Raw genomic sequence first — 16,221 nt, 5'->3', positions numbered from 1 at the left:
GACTGAGACAAGACAGCCCGCCCGTCTGTGACACGGGAGGCGGGCCGGCCGGGAGGGGACCGTCCACGGTCGCCGACCGGCGTCGCGCGCTCACCCGGAGTCGTGAACCGGCGGGCGATGACCCGACCATGTCACAGAACGGCCGGCTGTCTCGTCTCGGGTGACGGAAACGAACCCTCTCAGGGAGGAGATCGCTCGTGAACGAGCACACCACGCACCGGCAGGTCGCACTGATCACCGGCGCGAACAAGGGGATCGGCCGGGCGACCGCTGAGCGGCTCGCCGAGCTGGGCATGACGGTCCTGATCGGGGCCAGGGACCCGCGGCGCGGCGAGGAGGCAGCCGCGGCGGCGCGCGCGGCGGGCGGCGACGCGCACGCGGTCACCCTGGACGTCACCGACCAGGCCGGCGTCCGGGAGGCCGCGAGGTGGATCGAGGAGCGCTTCGGCCACCTCGACGTGCTGGTCAACAACGCCGGGATCAGCGGCTCCGGGCAGGTCTCGCCGCAGGACGCCCGCGACCAGGTCCCGAGCTCCGTCGACCTGGACATGGTCCGGGCCGTGTTCGAGACCAACGTCTTCGGGGTGATCACGGTGACCAACGCCATGCTGCCGCTGCTGCGGCGGTCACCGGCGCCGCGCGTCGTCAACCTCAGCAGCGCCGCCGGGTCGCTGACCGTCAACAGCATCCCGGACGGCCCGCTGTCGGGGCTGCCGGAGTCGGCCGCGTACTCGCCGTCGAAGACCGCGCTGAACGCGCTGACCGTGCAGTACGCCAACGAGCTGCGCAAGGACGGGATCCTCGTCAACGCCGCCGACCCCGGCTTCGTCGACACCGACATCAACGACCACACCGGGTACCTCACCACCGCGCAGGGCGCCGCGGCCGTGGTGCGCCTGGCCACGCTCGGCGCGGACGGGCCGACCGGCGGGTTCTTCGGCACCGACGGCCCGGTGCCCTGGTGACGGCCGGTTGACGGCGTGACGGCCGGTTGACGGCGCGGCGCCCCGCCGGCGGCCGGCCGGCACCCCAAGGGCACAGGAAGATCACAAAACGGCCGAGCCCGGACGGCCCGGCGTGCCAGGATCGCCCGTATGACTTCCGTTTCCGAGAGTCCCGACGAGCAGACGGACACCCCGGCCGCTCCGGCCGCCGCGACGCCGTCGTGGATCCGCGCCGTTCCCGAGGAGTCCATCGGACCCGCGGAGCGGGCCGCGCTCAACGACTACGACCCCATCGCCGAGGGGTACTCGGCCGAGAACGAGACCAACCTCCTCAACGCCCACTACGAGCGGCCCGCCATACTGGACCTGGCCGGTGACGTGGCCGGCCGGCGGATCCTCGACGCCGGCTGCGGCTCCGGCCCGCTGTCGGCGGCGCTGCGCGACCGGGGCGCCGTCGTGACCGGCTTCGACGCCAGCGCCAAGATGCTGGAGCTGGCCCGGCGGCGGCTCGGCGACGACGCGGACCTGCGCCTGGCCGACCTGAGCGACCCGCTGCCGTTCCCCGACGCCTCGTTCGACGACGTCGTCGCGTCCCTGGTTCTGCACTACCTGGAGGACTGGACGGCGCCGCTGGCCGAACTGCGGCGCGTGCTGAAGCCCGGCGGCCGGCTGATCGTGTCGGTCAACCACCCCTTCGCCGACTACCTGTCGGCCGGTCCCGGCACCAATTACTTCGAGACCCGCCAGACCTTCGACGAGTGGACCCTCGGCGGGAACACCGCCCTGCTGGGCTTCTGGAGCCGGCCGCTGCACGCGATGACCGACGCCTTCACCGCGGCCGGCTTCCGGATCGGCGTCATCAGCGAGCCGCCGCCCGCGCCGGCCGCCCGCGAACTGTTCCCCGACCTCTTCGCGACCAGGCCCACGGGGGTCTTCATGTGTTTCCTGTTCTTCGTCCTCGAGGTCGCCTGACGCCGCATCAGGCCACGTCCGCCCCGGCGTGCGAACCGGTGCGGGGGCCGGGCCGGCGGCGGGCCCCCGCACCGGTTCTCAACGGACCGGCTCCGCCGTCCGCGGCTCCGGGTGGTCCACCCCGCCGGGCTCCCGGGACGCATCAGGCGCATCGGACGCCGCGCGGCCGGTGAGCGCCCGGCGCAGCGGCCCGCCGTACAGGTACACCGGGATGGCGACCCCGATCAGGAGCAGCACCCCGGTGAAGACCCACTCCATCGAGCCGCCGGGGCCGTACACCTGATGGGGACGGCCGACGTCCACGGCCAGGATCTCCTGACCGGTCCGCAGCGACTCGCGTGAGCTCCCGTACATCGCGACCCCGGTCTTGCGGACCCCGCCGTCGGAGGAACGGAAGTCGCCCGTCCAGGTGCAGGACTCGTGCCCGGGGTGCTGGATGCACTCGAGCTGCCGCGCGGTGAACCGGCCGCCGATCCCGTCGGCCCGCGCGGCCCGGATGACCGTGCCGATGTTCGGCACGGCCAGGTAGAGCAGGAAGAGCGCGATGAGCGTCAGGACCGTGTTGAAGAACGGGGAGCGCCTCCTCGCCGGTCCGCCGTGCCGCCTCACCACTGGGGCGCGACCGCGCAGGTGCACCGCATCAGCGAGCGCTCCGAGGCGCGGGGACGCCGGTGGAGGACCATCGCGACCACCATGGGGATGAACACGAGGGTGTTGTAGAACAGGTGCAGCTCCACCCGCGGCACCAGGAGCTGGATGATGCTGGTCACGGTGGGGCGTCCCAGCAGGTGGTAGCCGCTGATGGCCTGGCTGAGCAGCAGCAGGTGCTCGAAGTGGTGCCAGACCTGGATGCCGAGTGAGATGTTCCACCAGGTGCGCGACCTGCCGGTGAAGCCGTGCCGCAGCAGGATCAGGCCGATCAGCATGAGCAGCGCGTAGCCGTAGTGCATCCACTCGGAGGTGACCAGCCAGGGGAACGGCAGGCCCAGGACGCCGCGCGCCTCCGGGAGCGGCCAGCCGAGGACGTAGATCTGGATGGCCTGGGCGATGTGCTCGGCCCAGTGGCCGAGGACGATCAGCATGTAGACGTTGAGCGCCGTCCTGTGGTGCCGGGTGTTGAGTGCGGAGATCCATCCGCCGGAGGGACGTGCCGAGACTGCCTCGGTTGCCATGCGCGAACCTCGCTTCGGGGGTCATGACCGTGTGCCGTCAAGCGGACCGCGATCCCGGACGTCCCGTGTTCCACATCCCGGTGGCGGGAACCGCGGGCCGCAGGGTCGATTTTTCCGTCCGCTCCCCAGGAGTGTTTATCGGCGCGTGCTGACTTTCCAGTCCCTCGAACGGTGCGGGCCGCGCACCGGTTCCCCGGTGCGCGGCCCGCCGGCCCTCATGGCGTCCTCGGGCGCTCTCAGGCGGTGCGGCCGCGGCGCAGGCCCAGCACGCCGGCCACGGCGCCGACGAGCCCGAGGACCAGACCGGCGACGCCCAGCGCGCGGGCGGTGCCGTCGGAGGAGTCCGCGCCGGGGGCCGCGACCACGGCGGCCGACGGCGTGGCCGGCGAGGCGGCCGGCGCGGCCGGGGCCGCCGAGGGGCTCGCCGTACCGGCGCCGTGGCCGTCGGAGCCGGCGGCGGCCGGGGTGAGCCGGAGCACCGGAGCCGGGTGCTCCGGCTCGGAGCCGTCGGCCTTGGGCTCGTCGGCCCACTTGACGACCTCGCCGCCGTCGTAGGTCTGGGTCGTCGGGAAGAGGAGGCGGTCGGTGTCCTCGGGCAGCGCGCCCATGGACACCTCGAACTCCTGGAACTGGCCCGGCTCGATCCTCCCTCCCGACCAGACGACCTTGGTGACGGCCTCGGTGATCTCTCCGTACTCGGTGGTGACCGGCTTGGGCAGCTTGCCCTCGGTCACCTTGACCTTCCAGCCGGGCACCGGCTTGACCGAGACGAACGGCAGCGGGTGGTCGAGCGGGAAGGAGACCTCGACCTTGCTCGTCGAGTCCTTGTCGCGCTCGTTGGGGACCCGGAAGGCGACCTTGGTGAAGCCGCCCTGCTCGGCGGTGCCGGGGTTGATGCTCACGTGCGCGAGCGCGGGTACGGCCAGGCCGAGGGTGAGGGCGGTGGCGCCGGCGGTCACGGCGGCCAGGCGGCGGAACGCTGCGGGGAAGGACATGGGATTCTCCACTTCGGGGTTCGGGATGTCCGGGAAAGACGCGGAACCCATGACAGGGCCACGGCACGCGTGGGACCGCGGCGTGTGGAGCGGGTTCCGCGGTGAGAGGGTCAGACGGCGGGGAGTGGAGGACCGCGCCGGCTGACGGTGTGCCGCAGGACGCCCCACGCCGGGAGGGGCGGGACGGAGGGAACGGCCGCCCGCGGGGGAGCGGGCGGCGTGGCGGGGGAGGGGAGCAGCCGGAGCGCCGCGCCGAGGCGCCGGCCCGCGGCGCGCAGCAGCGTCCACAGGGCGGCCTCGCCGCGGGCCAGCCACCAGCCGGTGAGCAGCGTGGCGGTCAGGTGCGCGACGAGCATGCCCAGGCCCTCGCCCAGCCCCCGGCCGTGGGAGTGCGTGACCAGGGAGATCCCCGAGGGGTCGCCGAAGGCGAACAGCTCGTGCAGGACGAGCTGCGCGGCCGCCAGGCCGGTGCTGATCACCGTGCCGGAGCGTTCGCGCCCGGCGAGCGCGGCCGTCGCCGCCGCGACGGCCGCCCAGGCGGCGGCCACCGCCTGCGGCTCGGGCCCGGCTCCGCCCGCGGCCCGGTGGCCGGCGACGGCCAGGGCCACGCAGACGGCCGAGAAGGCCGCCGCGCGGGCGAGGCGCAGGGGGAGGCGGGCGCGCATGGTGACCACATGTTCTCATGAATGATCCACGCCTGCCTTTTCCGGTCTTTTGCCGCTATGGTTGCCGCGAGCACCGCAGACAGTTCGTAGCTAGGCGAGGTCAATGCGGCATTTTTCCGGTTTTCTGGTCGGGCTGCTTCTCACCGCCGCACTGTTGGGCGGGGCCGGCTGGGCCGTACAGGAGGGTCTGTCGGCGGCGGCCGCCTTCACGCTCGGCGGCCCGAGATCCTGGACCGCGCTGGGCGCCATGGCGGGCGTCGGTCTCCTGCTCGGGCTGGTGGCCTCCGGCCGGGTCTCCCCGATGGCCGCCTTCGTCCCGTCGATCGTGCTGCTCGCCTGGACCGTGGTCTACTCCCTCGATCCCGCCCGCGCCACGGACCTGATCCCGCACGACCCCTCCATGCCCGCCGCGCTCCTGGAGGCCGGCCGGGGCATGGGCGTGCTGCTGTCCGCCGGCGTCTACGCCCTCGTGGGCGTCGCCCTCTTCATGCCCGTCCTGATGCCCTCCCGCTGGGCGCCCCGGGTCCGCGACGAGGACTACGACGAGCCCGACGACGGCTACTACCGCTGACACCGGGCGGCGCCGGATCCCCGGGCGCCGGTCCCCGGACCGGGCTCGACGGGGCTCAGCCGCCGTAGAGGCGTGCGACCACGTCCTCGATGGAGTCCTCCGGGGGAGCGGTGGCGCGCAGGTCGCCGAGCGTGCCGTCGAAGGACAGCCGCCCGTGGTCGATCAGCATCACCCGGCGGCACAGCTTCTCGACGTCCCCGAGGTCGTGGGTGGTGAGCAGGACCGTGGTGCCGTGCTCGGCGTTGAGGCGGTGCAGGAAGCCGCGGATGGCCGCCTTGCTCACCACGTCGAGGCCGATCGTGGGCTCGTCGAGCACCAGCAGGACGGGGTCGTGCAGGAGCGCGGCGGTCAGGTCGCCGCGCATGCGCTGGCCGAGGCTGAGCTGACGGACCGGGGTGGCCAGGAAGGGCGCCAGGTCGAGCACGGCGGTCAGTTCGTCCAGCCGCCGCCGGAAATCAACACGATCTACTTTGTAAAGGTGCCGGACCAGTTCGAAACTGTCCCGCAGCGGCAGGTCCCACCACAGCGTGGTCCGCTGGCCGAAGACCACCCCGATCCGGCGGGCCAGGGCCGTACGGCGGCGCGTCGGATCGAGCCCGGCCACCCGCAGCCGCCCCGCGCTGGGCGCGAGGATGCCGGTGAGCATCTTGATCGTCGTGGACTTGCCCGCGCCGTTGGGGCCGAGGCAGCCGACGAACTCCCCGGCCCCGACGGTGAACGACAGGTCCCGTACGGCGTGCACGGTCCTGCGGGACCGGCCGCGGCCCACGGTGAACGAGCGGCCGAGTCGTTCGGCTTCGATCACGCGGATCAACTCCCTGTCGAGCGGTAGCGGCGGACGCCGGTCCGCCAGGCGAGGGCGGCCGCGGCGGCGAGGAGCAGTGCCGCGAGCGGCGCGGCGAAGCGGAGCCAGTACGGCAGGCCGAGGGGGTCGGGCCGGTCGAGCACGAACAGGGCGGGCTGCCAGTTGACGAACGCCAGCGGCAGGACGTAGGTGACGCCCCGGACGAGTTCGCCGCCGTAGACGCTCAGCGGGTACTGGACGAGGGTGCCGCCGCCGTAGGTGAAGGCGTTGGCGACCTCGGGGGCGTCGGTCAGCAGGAACTGCAGCGCGCCGCCGAGGGTGAAGACGGAGGTGAAGATCACGGTTCCGCAGACGATCATCAGCGGGATCATCCATGCCCGGCCCGCCTCCAGGTGGAGCCGGGACAGGGCGAGGCCGAGCACGACGGAGGCCTGGGCCACCCGGCCGAGGCGGTGCACGCCGAAGCGGTCCGCGGCCATCTGGACGAACGCGCTCGCCGGGCGGATGAGCATGACGTCGAAGGTGCCGGCCCGGATGTGCCGGCTGAGCCGGTCGACGTTGCCGAACAGCAGGTCGGCCAGGGCGAAGGAGACGCCGGCGGTGCCGTACAGGAACATGACCTCGGCGAGGCCGAATCCGGCGAGCGTCCCGGTGTGGCGGAAGATGACCCAGATCGCGGCGACGTCCAGCGCGTTGAGGACGAACGAGCCGATGATCATCATGGTCAGCGGCGCGGGGTACTGCGCGGAGGCGCGCAGCCACGTCCAGGCCAGCAGGAGGTAGGTCCTGGTCATCGGGGGCCTCCCCGCGGTTCCGCGGCGGCGTGGTCAGCCACCCTGGACCACCACCTTGCGGCGGGCGGCGCGGGTGGCGAGGGCGCCCAGGGCCAGCAGCGCGGCGGCCCACGCGGCCTGGAACGCCAGGGCGGACAGGGCGTCGTGTTCGCCGAGGTAGACGTCGGCGGGCACCTGGGCCATCGCGGCCCAGGGGAGGGATCGGGCCACGTCGCCGAGCAGGCCCGGCAAGAGGTTGAGCGGGAGCGTCATGCCGCTGAAGAAGGTCGTCAGCACCATCGACAGCGTCTGCGTGCCCCGGTCGTCGACGATCCAGCAGGCCGACAGGGCCACCAGGTACCGCCAGCCGAAGCTGACGACGACGCCGAGGGTGAAGCTGACCGCGAAGAGGCACCAGGTCGCCGGGGAGGCGGGCACGATCAGGCCGAACAGCGCCGCCCCGGCGAGGGTCGGCGGGAGGCTGCGCAGCAGGAGCAGGTAGGCGGCGCGGCCCAGGTCGTCGGCGAGGTTCCACAGCTGCAGCGAGGCGGGGCGCAGCAGGTCGATCGCGATGTCGCCGCTCTGCACGCGTTCGGAGAGCTGGAGACCGTCGCCGAGGAACTGCATGGGGCCGATGAACGCCTGGGTGAGGAAGCAGAAGGTGACGGCGTCGGTGACGTCGTATCCGCCGAGTCCGGGCCTGGCCTGCCACAGGGCGATGAGGACGTAGGCGCGCAGGACGCCGAAGACGGTGTTGGTGAAGGCCCCGGCGAGGGCGGCGGCGCGGTAGGCGGAGTGGCGGCGGAAGCCGTAGCCGGCGACGCGTGCGTAGAGCAGGAAGGCTGCCTCCCGGGGTCGTCGGGACCACCCGATTTTCCCCGTCGGATCCGTGCCCGGCAACGGGATTTACGGTGGCGGGGCGGGGGAGTGGGCGCCCGGTGGGGGAGTGGGGGGTTTCGCGGCGGGGAATCCTGTTTCCAGGAGGTCCGCGTGCACGGCCTTTCAGCGGGTCCGCGCTCGTGGTCCCGCGGGAGGTCCGCATGCATGACGAGATCGACGTGGACGTCTGTCCCGGCTACCCGGTGAGCTGGCAGGCCGCGGCTCTCAACGCGATGCTGCGCGGGACCTTCAAGCCGCTCGCCGGTCTGCTGCTGCGTTCCGGCGCGGGGGTGGCCGCGGGCTCTCAGCTCGCCGCCCTCGCGGCGCGGGTGCCGGTGCGCCTGCCCTCCCATGTGCGGGTGAGCCGGGACGGCACCGGGGTGTGCCGGGGGGAGTGGGTCCGGGCGGGGGAGGACCTCGACGAGGGCGGGGTGCTGCTCTACTTCCACGGCGGGGGGTATTTCGCCTGTTCTCCGGCGACGCATCGGGCGATCACCTGGCGGTTGTCGGCGGTCGCCCGGCGTCCGGTGCTGGCCGTGGACTACCGGCAGGGGCCGGTCCACCGGCCCGCCGAGTCGTTGCAGGACGCGGTCGCGGCGTACGGGTGCCTGCTGGAGCGGGGCTACGATCCGGCGAGGATCCTGTTCGCCGGGGACTCGGCGGGCGGTCACCTGACCCTCACGGCGTTGCTGGCGTTGCGCGACCGGGGGCTGCCGCTGCCGTCGGCGGCGGTGTGCCTGTCGCCGTGGGCGGACCTGACGGACGTGCCGCGCCGGGTGAACCGGCTGGTCGATCCGCTGATCCCGGCCGGCAGGGTGGACTGGCTGGCCCGTCGCTGGACGGCGGGCCTGGATGTGCGCGATCCCCTGGTGTCCCCGGTCTTCGGTGACTACCGGGGGCTGCCGCCGTTGATGATCGTGACGGGTTCCACCGAGGTCCTCCGTGACGACGGGCGCCGGGTGGCCGAGCGGGCGCGGGCCGGGGGGGTGCCGGTGACCTATGAGGAGTGGCGGCGGATGCCGCACGTGTTCGCGATCCTGGCCGACGTCCTGCCGGAGGCGCGCCAGGTCTTCCGGCACATCGACCGGTTCCTCACGGCGGCCCTGGGGGTGTCCGCCGGGTCCGGTCCCGCGGTGGCGCCGGATCTCTCGGCGCCGGACCTGTCGGGTGGTTCCGGGCTGGTGGCGGCCGGGGGAGCGGTACGGCCGGGCGTCGCGGCGGCGGAGGATCTCCCGCGGCCGGGCGCGGTGACGGCGGAGGATCTCGCGCGGCCCGGTGTCGTGACGTCCCGGGACCTGCCGGCGCCGTCCGGTTCGGCCGCCGCCTGACCCGCGGCGGTTCCGGTCATTCCGGCCGTGTGGCCGGAGGTCGCCGCCTGGCCCCCCGCAGTGCTTTTCGCGCCTGTGCCCGGTCGTACCGGTTCCCGGACCCGCCGCGGGCCGTGCCGGCCGGTCGCGGTGTCATGTCGTGCACCATCCGCGTCCCGCGTACCACGGGTTACTTACCTTGAGGGATCAGTCGCCTTACCTGTCATATCGCTTGTGTCCGGTCGGGCGCGAAGCGCCACGGGTTACGGCCACAGTGTGTTCTGCCGTATCGCGGACACGGGAGGCTCGACCAGGATGGTGCGTGGCGGAACCGGACCCATCGACGGCCTGCCGCCCGGTGTGCGGCCGCTGACCGTGGGGGACCCGGTCATCATCGGCCGTTATCTGCTGCTCGGCCGTCTCGGCGTGGGCGGGATGGGCGTCGTCTATCTCGCCGAGCATCCCCAGGGCGGCGTGGTGGCGCTCAAGACGCCGCATCCGCTGCATCTGCACGATCCCACGCTGCGGGCCCGGTTCGCCGAGGAGGTGGCGTTCTCCCGGCGCGTGGTGCCTTTCTGCACCGCGGCCGTGGTCGAGGACGGCGCCGACCGCGACCGGCCGTTCCTGGTGTGCGAGTACATCCCCGGGCCCGCGTTGTCCCAGGTGGTCTCCGCCGGCGGCCCGCTCACGCCCGACCTCGCCTACGGCGTCGCCCTGGGGGTGGCCGCGGCGCTGGTCGCGGTGCACGAGTCGGGGCTGGTGCACCGCGACCTCAAGCCCGGCAACGTGCTGCTGTCGCCCTCCGGGCCCCGGGTGATCGACTTCGGCATCGCCACCGACGTGGACGCCCCCGGCGCGCACACCCAGGCCGGGCAGGTCATGGGCAGTCCCGGCTGGGTCGCCCCGGAGCGGCTCACCGGGGGGCCCGCGCGGCCCGCCTCCGACGTCTTCGCCTGGGGCTGCGTGATCGCCTACGCGGCCACCGGGTACCACCCCTTCGGCACGGGTGAGCTCGACGTGCTGACCCGGCGCGTCATGGTCGAGCCGCCGCGCGTCTCCTCGGTGCCCATGCTGCTGCGCCCGGCGGTCGAGGCGTGCCTGGTCAAGGATCCGGCGCATCGTCCCCGGGCCGCCGACCTGCTCGTGGCGCTGCTGGCGGCGGGCGGCGTGCCCGCGCCGGCGGATCCGCGTGAGGCGGTCGCCGCGGTGCTGGGGGACATCTGGACGGCGGTGCCGTATCCCCCGGTCGCGCCGCAGGTGCCGGGTCCGGGCCGCTCCGGGGCGTCGCGGGCCGCGTTCTTCGGGGAGGGGGTTCCGCCGGGCGCCGTGCCGTACCCGTACGCGCCGGTGCCGTATCCGTCGGCGGGCGTGCCGTACCCGGCCGTGGAGGAGCCGGCCGTGAAGGGGGGACGGTCCGCGCCCGGCGGCCCCTCACGGGAACGTTCCCGGGGACGGGGCGCCAGGCGGGCGGCGCCGGGCAGGGGCGGGAGCTTCTCGCAGGCGGGGTTCGCCGCGCTGGCCACGGTGTCGATGGCGGCGCTGACCGTGGCCGCCGCGGCGCGGGCCGGTGACGGCGGGACCGGCGGGGCCGGCGGCTCCGGCGTCCCCGAGCGCGTCCCGGTGGTGGTCCCGGCCGAGGGCGCGACGGTGACGCCCGCGCCGCACCGGCCCCGCCCCGCGGAGGGAGGGCCGCGGCAGGCGCCGCCGGTCACGCCGACGGCGATCACGGTCACCGCCACCCGCACGGTGCCGGTTCCCACCTCCCGCACCTCTGCGGACGTGCCGGCCGAGCCGTCCCCGAGCCGTCCCCGCGACACGGCCGGCCCTCCCGGCGGCGGTGACGGGCCGCAGACCTGTGCGGACCTCCCGGGAAACGGCGGCGGCCGGGGCAACGGGCGTGGCGGCGGCCGGGGCCGGGGTGCGAACCGCGGCTGTCCCGAGGCGACGGGCGCGCCCACCCCCCGTCCCAGGCCCTCCTTCACCCAGATCCCGCAGACCGGCGACGGTGAGAGCCAGGCGCCGTCGCAGGCGCCGTCGGCCACGGAGGACGCGTCCCCGCCCCCGCCGGGCGCGACCCCGTCGTTCCAGATCGGCGACTGAGGGGCGGCGGCCCCGCCCTGCCCGGCCGGAGGCGGGGACCGCCGGGTCGGCTAGGGTGATCATCGTCGGACGTGCGGAACCGGACGGAGAGCGATGAGCGGGTTCGGGCCCGGGGCGGTGGAGCTGAGCGGCGTCGAGGTGCGGGTGGTGGGGCGGACCCTCCTGTCCGGCGTCGACTGGCGGGTGGAGTACGGCCAGCACTGGGTGGTGCTGGGGCCCAACGGGGCGGGCAAGACCACGCTGCTGTCGCTGGCGGCCGCCGTGCGGCACCCCAGCCGCGGCTCGGTCACCGTGCTCGGCCAGCGCCTGGGACGGGTCGACCTACGGGAGCTGCGCCGCCGGATCGGGCTGGTGGCGGCGAGTCAGCGGCTCGTCGACGAGGAACTGCTGGAGGACGAGGGCGCCACCGCGCACACCGTCGTGCTGACCGGTCACACCGGCAGCAGCGCCCCGCTGTGGGACCGCTACGGCCCGGCCGAGCACGAGCGGGCCCATCGGCTGCTGGCCGACCTGGGATGCAAGGACCTCGCCGAGCGGCCGTTCGGCGTCTGCTCCCAGGGGGAGCGGGCCAGGATCAGGGTCGCCAGGGCGCTGATGGCCGAGCCGGTGGTCCTGCTGCTGGACGAGCCGTTCGCCGGGCTCGACCTGCCCGCCCGCGAGGACCTGATCGCCGCCGTGGAGGATCTGGCGGCGTCCCGTCCCGCGCTGACCACGGTCACCGTGACCCACCATCTGGAGGAGGTCCCGGCCACCACCACCCACGCCCTGCTGATGCGCGACGCCCGTGTCCAGGCGGCCGGCCCGGCGGGGGAGGTCCTGACCGGGGAGAACCTGTCGGAGTGCTTCGGCAGGCCGCTGCGGATCGACGCCCTGGACGGGCGCTGGTACGCCCGCGCCGTACGGGCCTGACCCCGCGCGGTGCCTTCGCGTCCGCCGGTCTCCGGGTCCGCCGGGCGTCCGCGCGTGCGGCCGTGGTCCCGCCGGGACGCGGTCGCGGCGGGGCGGGGCGGGGTCAGTCTCTCTTGCGCTGGCGGATGAGGCCCATGAAACCCGGGCTGGGCTTGAACTTGGCGGTCCAGGTCTCCGCGATCTCCAGGGGTTCGCCGGTCTGCGGGTTGCGTCCGGTGCGTGCCGGCTTGTGGACGATCTCGAAGGATCCGAAGCCGGGGATGGCCACTTTCTCCTCGGCCGCCACGCTCGTCTGGATCACGCTGAGGATGGCGTCCAGGGCGGCGGCGGTCTGCCGCCTGCTGAGCCCCGCCTCGGCCGCGGCCTTGTCGATCAGCTCGCGCTTGTTCATGGGGAAAAGCTAACGCCATCACCGGCCGCGGCGTCGAGCCGGGCTCTCCGTACGGCCGCGGCGTGCCGGGGGTCCGTCGCGTGCCGAGGGCCAGGCGGCCGTGCGCCCCGGTCGGGGGCGCGCCGGTCAGGTGAGGCCGGCGTCGTGGGCGAGGAGCGCGATCTGGGTGCGGTTCCCCAGGTCGAGCTTGGTGAGGATGCTGGAGACGTGCGCCTTCACCGTGGTGACGCCCATGGCGAGTTCCGCGGCGATGTCCGCGTTCGTCCGGCCGCGTGCGATCGCGAGGACCACCTCGTGCTCGCGGGGGGTGAGGGCCGCCAGCGCGGCGCGGGCCCGCTCGTAGGCGCCGGCCTGGGCGACGGTGCGGTCCATCAGCCGCCGGGTGACGCGCGGGGACAGGATCGGGTCGCCCGCCGCGACCCGGGTGACCGCCTCCACGATCTGCGGCGGCGGGGTGTCCTTGAGCAGGAATCCACCGGCGCCGGCGCGCAGCGCGTGCAGGATGTTCTCGTCGGTGTCGAAGGTGGTCAGCACGATCACCTCCGGCGGGCGGGCCCGGGCGCGGAGCCGCCGGGTGGCGGTGATGCCGTCCACGCGGGGCATCCGCAGGTCCATGAGGACGACGTCGGGGGCGTGGGCGTCGGTGGCGGTGACGGCCTCCTGGCCGTCGGCCGCCTCGCCGACGACGGTGATGCCGGCGGCGCCGTCCAGCATCATGGACAGGCCGGCGCGGACCAGGGCGTCGTCGTCGACCAGGAGCACGCGGATCACGCGGGCCATGGTAACCATGCCCGGAGCAGGAACCGTCCGCCGGTGTTCTGGTGGTCCAGCCGCCCACCGGCCAGCCGTACCCGCTCGGTGAGCCCGACCAGGCCGACGCCGCCGCCGGGCACGGCCGGCGCCGAGCCCGGCGCCGGCAGCGGGTTGCGGACGTCGATCAGCAGGCGCGTGCCGGGGGAGCCGCGCAGCAGCACCTCCACCGGCTGGCCCGGGGCGTGCTTGCGGGCGTTGGTCAGCCCCTCCTGGACGACGCGGTAGCCGGTCCTTCCGGCGGCGGGGGGCGGGACGGCGCCGGCGGTCTCGTCGCCGACCCGTACGTCCTGGCCCGCCTGGCGCGCCTCGGCGACCAGCCGCGGCAGGTCGGCCAGCGTGGGCTGCGGTTCGGGTTCCTCCAGGAGGTCGTCCTCCTCGCGCAGCAGGCCGATCACCTGACGTAGTTCCTCCAGCGCCTGGTGCACGCCGGAACGGACCACTCCGGCGGCCCTGGCGAGCTGCTCGGGGGAGGAGTCCGGGCGGTACTCCAGCGCCCCGGCGTGGGTGGCCACCAGCGACAGGCGATGGGCCAGCACGTCGTGCATCTCCCGGGCGATCCTGCGGCGTTCGGCCATGCGGGCCTCGGCGACCCGCCGGCCCTGCTCCGCCTCGGCACGGCGGGCGCGCTCGCGCAGCGAGGCGAGCAGCGCGCGGCGGGAACGGGCCAGCGCGCCCCACCCGAGGAGAGCACCGTACGAGGCGCAGATCAGCAGCAGCCACCAGCCGAGGGAGATGCCGGAGCTCGGCCGCCACAGTCCCTGGAGCGCGTGGGCCGCGAGGCCCGCCGCCGCCACCGCCGCCGCGACGGGGAACCGCCTGCGCTGGGCCACCTGCAGCGCCCCCGTCGTCGCCGCCGGGGTGGCGGCGGGGGAGAGTACGGCGAGGAGGGTCGCGGCCAGCGCTCCGGGGACCGGCCACCACAGCTGGGCGAGCGCGGCGGCCAGGCTCGCCGCCCCGACCGCGGCCTCCGGCCACGGCGGCGGCCCGCCGGCCCGGCCCCACATCGACACGGCGGTCAGCGCGCCCACCCCCAGGAACGTGATCATCACTGCCACGGGGTGCGGGGGCCGGGTCTCACTCACCGGCCCAGACTAGGCTCCGGAACGCGGGATCCGTCACCTACCGAAGTAGGAGGCGGCCCCCGCCGGAGGAGGACGGAACGCGACCTCGGGCCCGATGCGGTGACCGGCCCGGCCGGGCGAGGCTGGCCGCCGTGAACACCTCCCTCAGAAGATTCCTCGTAGTGGTGATCGGCGCCCCCGCGGCGGCCCTGGTCGTGTGGGCGCTGGCGGTGCCGCTGGCCGGAACCGCGCTGACCGTGCGGACGGGCGGCGCCACGCAGACGGTCGGGCCGGTGTCGGTCGTGGTGGCGAGCCTGCTGGCCGGGCTGGCCGGCTGGGCGCTCCTGGCCGTCCTGGAACGGTCGGTGAGGCGGTCCGGCCGCGTCTGGACGATCGTCGCCCTGGTCGTGTGCGTCCTGTCCCTCCTCGGCCCGCTGGGCAGCGCCGCCGGCGCCGCCGCGACGCTGGTGCTGATCCTGTTGCACCTGGTCGTCGGCGCGGTGCTCATCCCGGGGCTGGCGCGGCGGTGAGGCACCCGGGCGGCCTCGGGGGCTCGCCCGGCCCTGCCTCCCGCGGCGGTCCGCGCCGCGCCCGCGCCGGGTGCCGCGGGTGGAGGTGCCGGGGCGGTCCGCCGTCTCCCCCAAGGCGGCGGACCGCCCCGGCCGTTCAGCGGCCGGCCTGTGCGGCCAGCCGTTCCGCTTCCCGGTGCAGGGCTTCGATGAGGAGGAGCTCCAGGCGGAGCCTCTCGTCAGCGAGGCCGTCGAGTACTTCCATGCGGGCCTCCCTGCTCACACGGACGCCCTGGTGATCGGGAAAGTTCACGTCGATGCCGAACCGGCCTCGCCTTTCGGTTCCTCCGGTGACGCGGAACCGGCCTCGCCCGCGGGACGGCCGGTTCCGTGATCGTCCTCCCGGCGCCCCCGCGCTCCCGACGTCCCCGCGCATCCGGCCGCCTCCTCAGGAGGAGACCAGTTCCGCCAGGTCGACGTGCTCGCCGACCTCCCGCACATCGGTGCAGTACGCCAGGAGCACCCGACGGTCACCGACACGACGGGTCACGCGCAGGCACGGGAGGTCGTGGAGCACGACCGCCTCCACCTCGATGCCGTCCGGTCCTTGCCAGATACTCATGAGGTCGAGGCTACGAAGAGTCAGGTAAGTCTGGGGTAACCAATCGGGCATATCGTGGTGGTCAGTGAAGGATGCCCCGTTTTTCCCTGGTTCCAGGATGATTAGCCGCGTCGCTATGGGTAACAGGACGGCAGAACCCAAGCAACCAGGGAGAAACCAACATGGCCTTGCCCAAGCTAACCCCCGAACAGCGTCAAGCGGCGCTCGCCAAGGCCGCCGAGACGCGTGCGGCCCGGGCCAAGCTCCTGGCCGACGTCAAGGCCGGGTCCGTGAGCCTTGAGCAGCTGCTCGGCCGCGAAGACGAGGTCGCCAAGCGCATCAAGGTCTCGCAGGCGCTGCGAGCGCTGCCGGGCATCGGCAACGTCAAGGCGGCCCAGCTCATGCAGGCGGCCGACGTGGACGAGACCCGCCGGCTCGGCGGTCTCGGCGCCCAGCAGCGCCGCAAGCTGCTGCAGGCCGTCGAGCGCTGATCCCCCCGAGGCGCGCCGGCCCCCGGCGCGCCCGGATCCCCCGGACATCGCGCGGACGGCCAACGGCCCCACCGTCCGCGAGCCGCCCGGAACGGAGGGCGGCGCAAGAGGCCCCGCCGTACGGACCCCCGTACGGCGGGGCCTCGCCGCGTCCCCATGAGCCCGCGAGGGCCCGCCGCCGTCTGGACCCGCTCAGGAACGCCGATGTCCGGACCCGCGAGGGGGCGCCGGTGTCTGGACTGAGGAGAGAGCGAGCGCAGCGA

The 16,221-nt window shown here is 74.4% G+C and carries 19 protein-coding genes; 8 read left to right on the top strand and 11 right to left on the bottom strand.

All coding sequences use genetic code 11. The features are described from left to right. The first annotated feature begins 197 nt into the window (after positions 1-197). Positions 198-965 carry an SDR family NAD(P)-dependent oxidoreductase gene (locus tag AB0D67_RS27435; protein WP_362941834.1) on the top strand — a complete coding sequence of 256 codons (768 nt, stop codon included), beginning with the start codon at positions 198-200 and terminating at the stop codon, positions 963-965. Positions 966-1,094: 129 nt separating this feature from the next. After that, positions 1,095-1,916 (top strand): class I SAM-dependent methyltransferase, encoded by an 822-nt coding sequence (locus AB0D67_RS27430; protein WP_362941831.1) that lies wholly within the window; start codon positions 1,095-1,097, stop codon positions 1,914-1,916. A gap of 78 nt (positions 1,917-1,994) precedes the next feature. Here AB0D67_RS27430 and AB0D67_RS27425 read toward each other — a convergent pair whose 3' ends face one another. From AB0D67_RS27425 to AB0D67_RS27410, 4 genes are all read right to left on the bottom strand, one after another. Then, entirely contained in the window at positions 1,995-2,528 is a 534-nt protein-coding gene (locus AB0D67_RS27425) for a hypothetical protein (protein WP_362941828.1), read from the bottom strand. Beyond that, a complete protein-coding gene (locus tag AB0D67_RS27420; RefSeq protein WP_362941825.1) occupies positions 2,522-3,088 on the bottom strand; it encodes a hypothetical protein in 567 nt (188 codons plus the stop codon). Before AB0D67_RS27420 ends, AB0D67_RS27425 begins: the two co-directional genes overlap by 7 nt. A gap of 236 nt (positions 3,089-3,324) precedes the next feature. Continuing rightward, complete coding sequence (locus AB0D67_RS27415) at positions 3,325-4,083, bottom strand: YcnI family protein (protein ID WP_362941822.1); 759 nt, start codon at positions 4,081-4,083, stop codon at positions 3,325-3,327. Between the two features lie 110 nt (positions 4,084-4,193). After that, complete coding sequence (locus AB0D67_RS27410; RefSeq protein ID WP_362941986.1) at positions 4,194-4,748, bottom strand: MFS transporter; 555 nt, start codon at positions 4,746-4,748, stop codon at positions 4,194-4,196. A 103-nt stretch (positions 4,749-4,851) separates the two neighbouring features. On the opposite strand from AB0D67_RS27410, the gene AB0D67_RS27405 reads away from it, so the two are divergent. Beyond that, positions 4,852-5,319, top strand: coding sequence for a hypothetical protein (locus AB0D67_RS27405; protein WP_362941819.1), 468 nt, complete (start codon positions 4,852-4,854; stop codon positions 5,317-5,319). Between the two features lie 55 nt (positions 5,320-5,374). On the opposite strand, the gene AB0D67_RS27400 is transcribed toward AB0D67_RS27405, so the two are convergent. From AB0D67_RS27400 to AB0D67_RS27390, 3 genes are read right to left on the bottom strand one after another with little or no spacing between them, the layout of a single operon-like run. Continuing rightward, entirely contained in the window at positions 5,375-6,124 is a 750-nt protein-coding gene (locus AB0D67_RS27400; RefSeq protein ID WP_362941816.1) for an ATP-binding cassette domain-containing protein, read from the bottom strand. 5 nt (positions 6,125-6,129) lie between these two features. Beyond that, positions 6,130-6,918: an ABC-2 family transporter protein gene (locus AB0D67_RS27395; RefSeq protein WP_362941813.1), complete on the bottom strand. Its 789-nt coding sequence runs from the start codon at positions 6,916-6,918 to the stop codon at positions 6,130-6,132. A gap of 33 nt (positions 6,919-6,951) precedes the next feature. Continuing rightward, positions 6,952-7,797, bottom strand: a complete 846-nt coding sequence (locus AB0D67_RS27390; RefSeq protein WP_362941810.1) for an ABC-2 family transporter protein — start codon at positions 7,795-7,797, stop codon at positions 6,952-6,954. A gap of 140 nt (positions 7,798-7,937) precedes the next feature. Here AB0D67_RS27390 and AB0D67_RS27385 point away from each other — a divergent pair, with 140 nt between their 5' ends. From AB0D67_RS27385 to AB0D67_RS27375, 3 genes are all read left to right on the top strand, one after another. Continuing rightward, entirely contained in the window at positions 7,938-9,104 is a 1,167-nt protein-coding gene (locus tag AB0D67_RS27385) for an alpha/beta hydrolase (RefSeq protein ID WP_362941807.1), read from the top strand. 294 nt (positions 9,105-9,398) lie between these two features. Beyond that, positions 9,399-11,183, top strand: a complete 1,785-nt coding sequence (locus tag AB0D67_RS27380; RefSeq protein ID WP_362941805.1) for a protein kinase — start codon at positions 9,399-9,401, stop codon at positions 11,181-11,183. A 93-nt stretch (positions 11,184-11,276) separates the two neighbouring features. Next, entirely contained in the window at positions 11,277-12,092 is an 816-nt protein-coding gene (locus AB0D67_RS27375) for an ATP-binding cassette domain-containing protein (RefSeq protein WP_362941802.1), read from the top strand. A 103-nt stretch (positions 12,093-12,195) separates the two neighbouring features. Here AB0D67_RS27375 and AB0D67_RS27370 read toward each other — a convergent pair whose 3' ends face one another. From AB0D67_RS27370 to AB0D67_RS27360, 3 genes are all read right to left on the bottom strand, one after another. After that, positions 12,196-12,483: an HU family DNA-binding protein gene (locus AB0D67_RS27370; RefSeq protein ID WP_362941799.1), complete on the bottom strand. Its 288-nt coding sequence runs from the start codon at positions 12,481-12,483 to the stop codon at positions 12,196-12,198. 126 nt (positions 12,484-12,609) lie between these two features. After that, positions 12,610-13,263, bottom strand: a complete 654-nt coding sequence (locus AB0D67_RS27365; RefSeq protein ID WP_362941983.1) for a response regulator transcription factor — start codon at positions 13,261-13,263, stop codon at positions 12,610-12,612. Further along, on the bottom strand, positions 13,251-14,378 hold the full coding sequence (locus AB0D67_RS27360; RefSeq protein WP_362941796.1) for a histidine kinase: 1,128 nt from the start codon (positions 14,376-14,378) through the stop codon (positions 13,251-13,253). The genes AB0D67_RS27365 and AB0D67_RS27360 overlap by 13 nt, the downstream gene beginning before the upstream one ends. Before the next feature lie 131 nt (positions 14,379-14,509). Between AB0D67_RS27360 and AB0D67_RS27355 the strand changes: the two genes are divergently transcribed. After that, positions 14,510-14,887 carry a DUF6069 family protein gene (locus AB0D67_RS27355; protein WP_362941793.1) on the top strand — a complete coding sequence of 126 codons (378 nt, stop codon included), beginning with the start codon at positions 14,510-14,512 and terminating at the stop codon, positions 14,885-14,887. A gap of 427 nt (positions 14,888-15,314) precedes the next feature. On the opposite strand, the gene AB0D67_RS27350 is transcribed toward AB0D67_RS27355, so the two are convergent. Then, positions 15,315-15,488 (bottom strand): hypothetical protein, encoded by a 174-nt coding sequence (locus AB0D67_RS27350; protein ID WP_362941790.1) that lies wholly within the window; start codon positions 15,486-15,488, stop codon positions 15,315-15,317. A gap of 161 nt (positions 15,489-15,649) precedes the next feature. Between AB0D67_RS27350 and mihF the strand changes: the two genes are divergently transcribed. After that, positions 15,650-15,958 carry an integration host factor, actinobacterial type gene (gene mihF, locus AB0D67_RS27345; protein ID WP_362941787.1) on the top strand — a complete coding sequence of 103 codons (309 nt, stop codon included), beginning with the start codon at positions 15,650-15,652 and terminating at the stop codon, positions 15,956-15,958. The last annotated feature ends 263 nt before the right edge of the window (positions 15,959-16,221 follow it).

It is taken from the genome of Streptosporangium sp. NPDC048047, from assembly GCF_040653115.1.
Lineage (GTDB): Bacteria > Actinomycetota > Actinomycetes > Streptosporangiales > Streptosporangiaceae > Streptosporangium.
The sequence above is the reverse complement of the archived record's forward strand: the minus strand, read 5'-3'. Positions and strand labels throughout refer to the sequence as shown.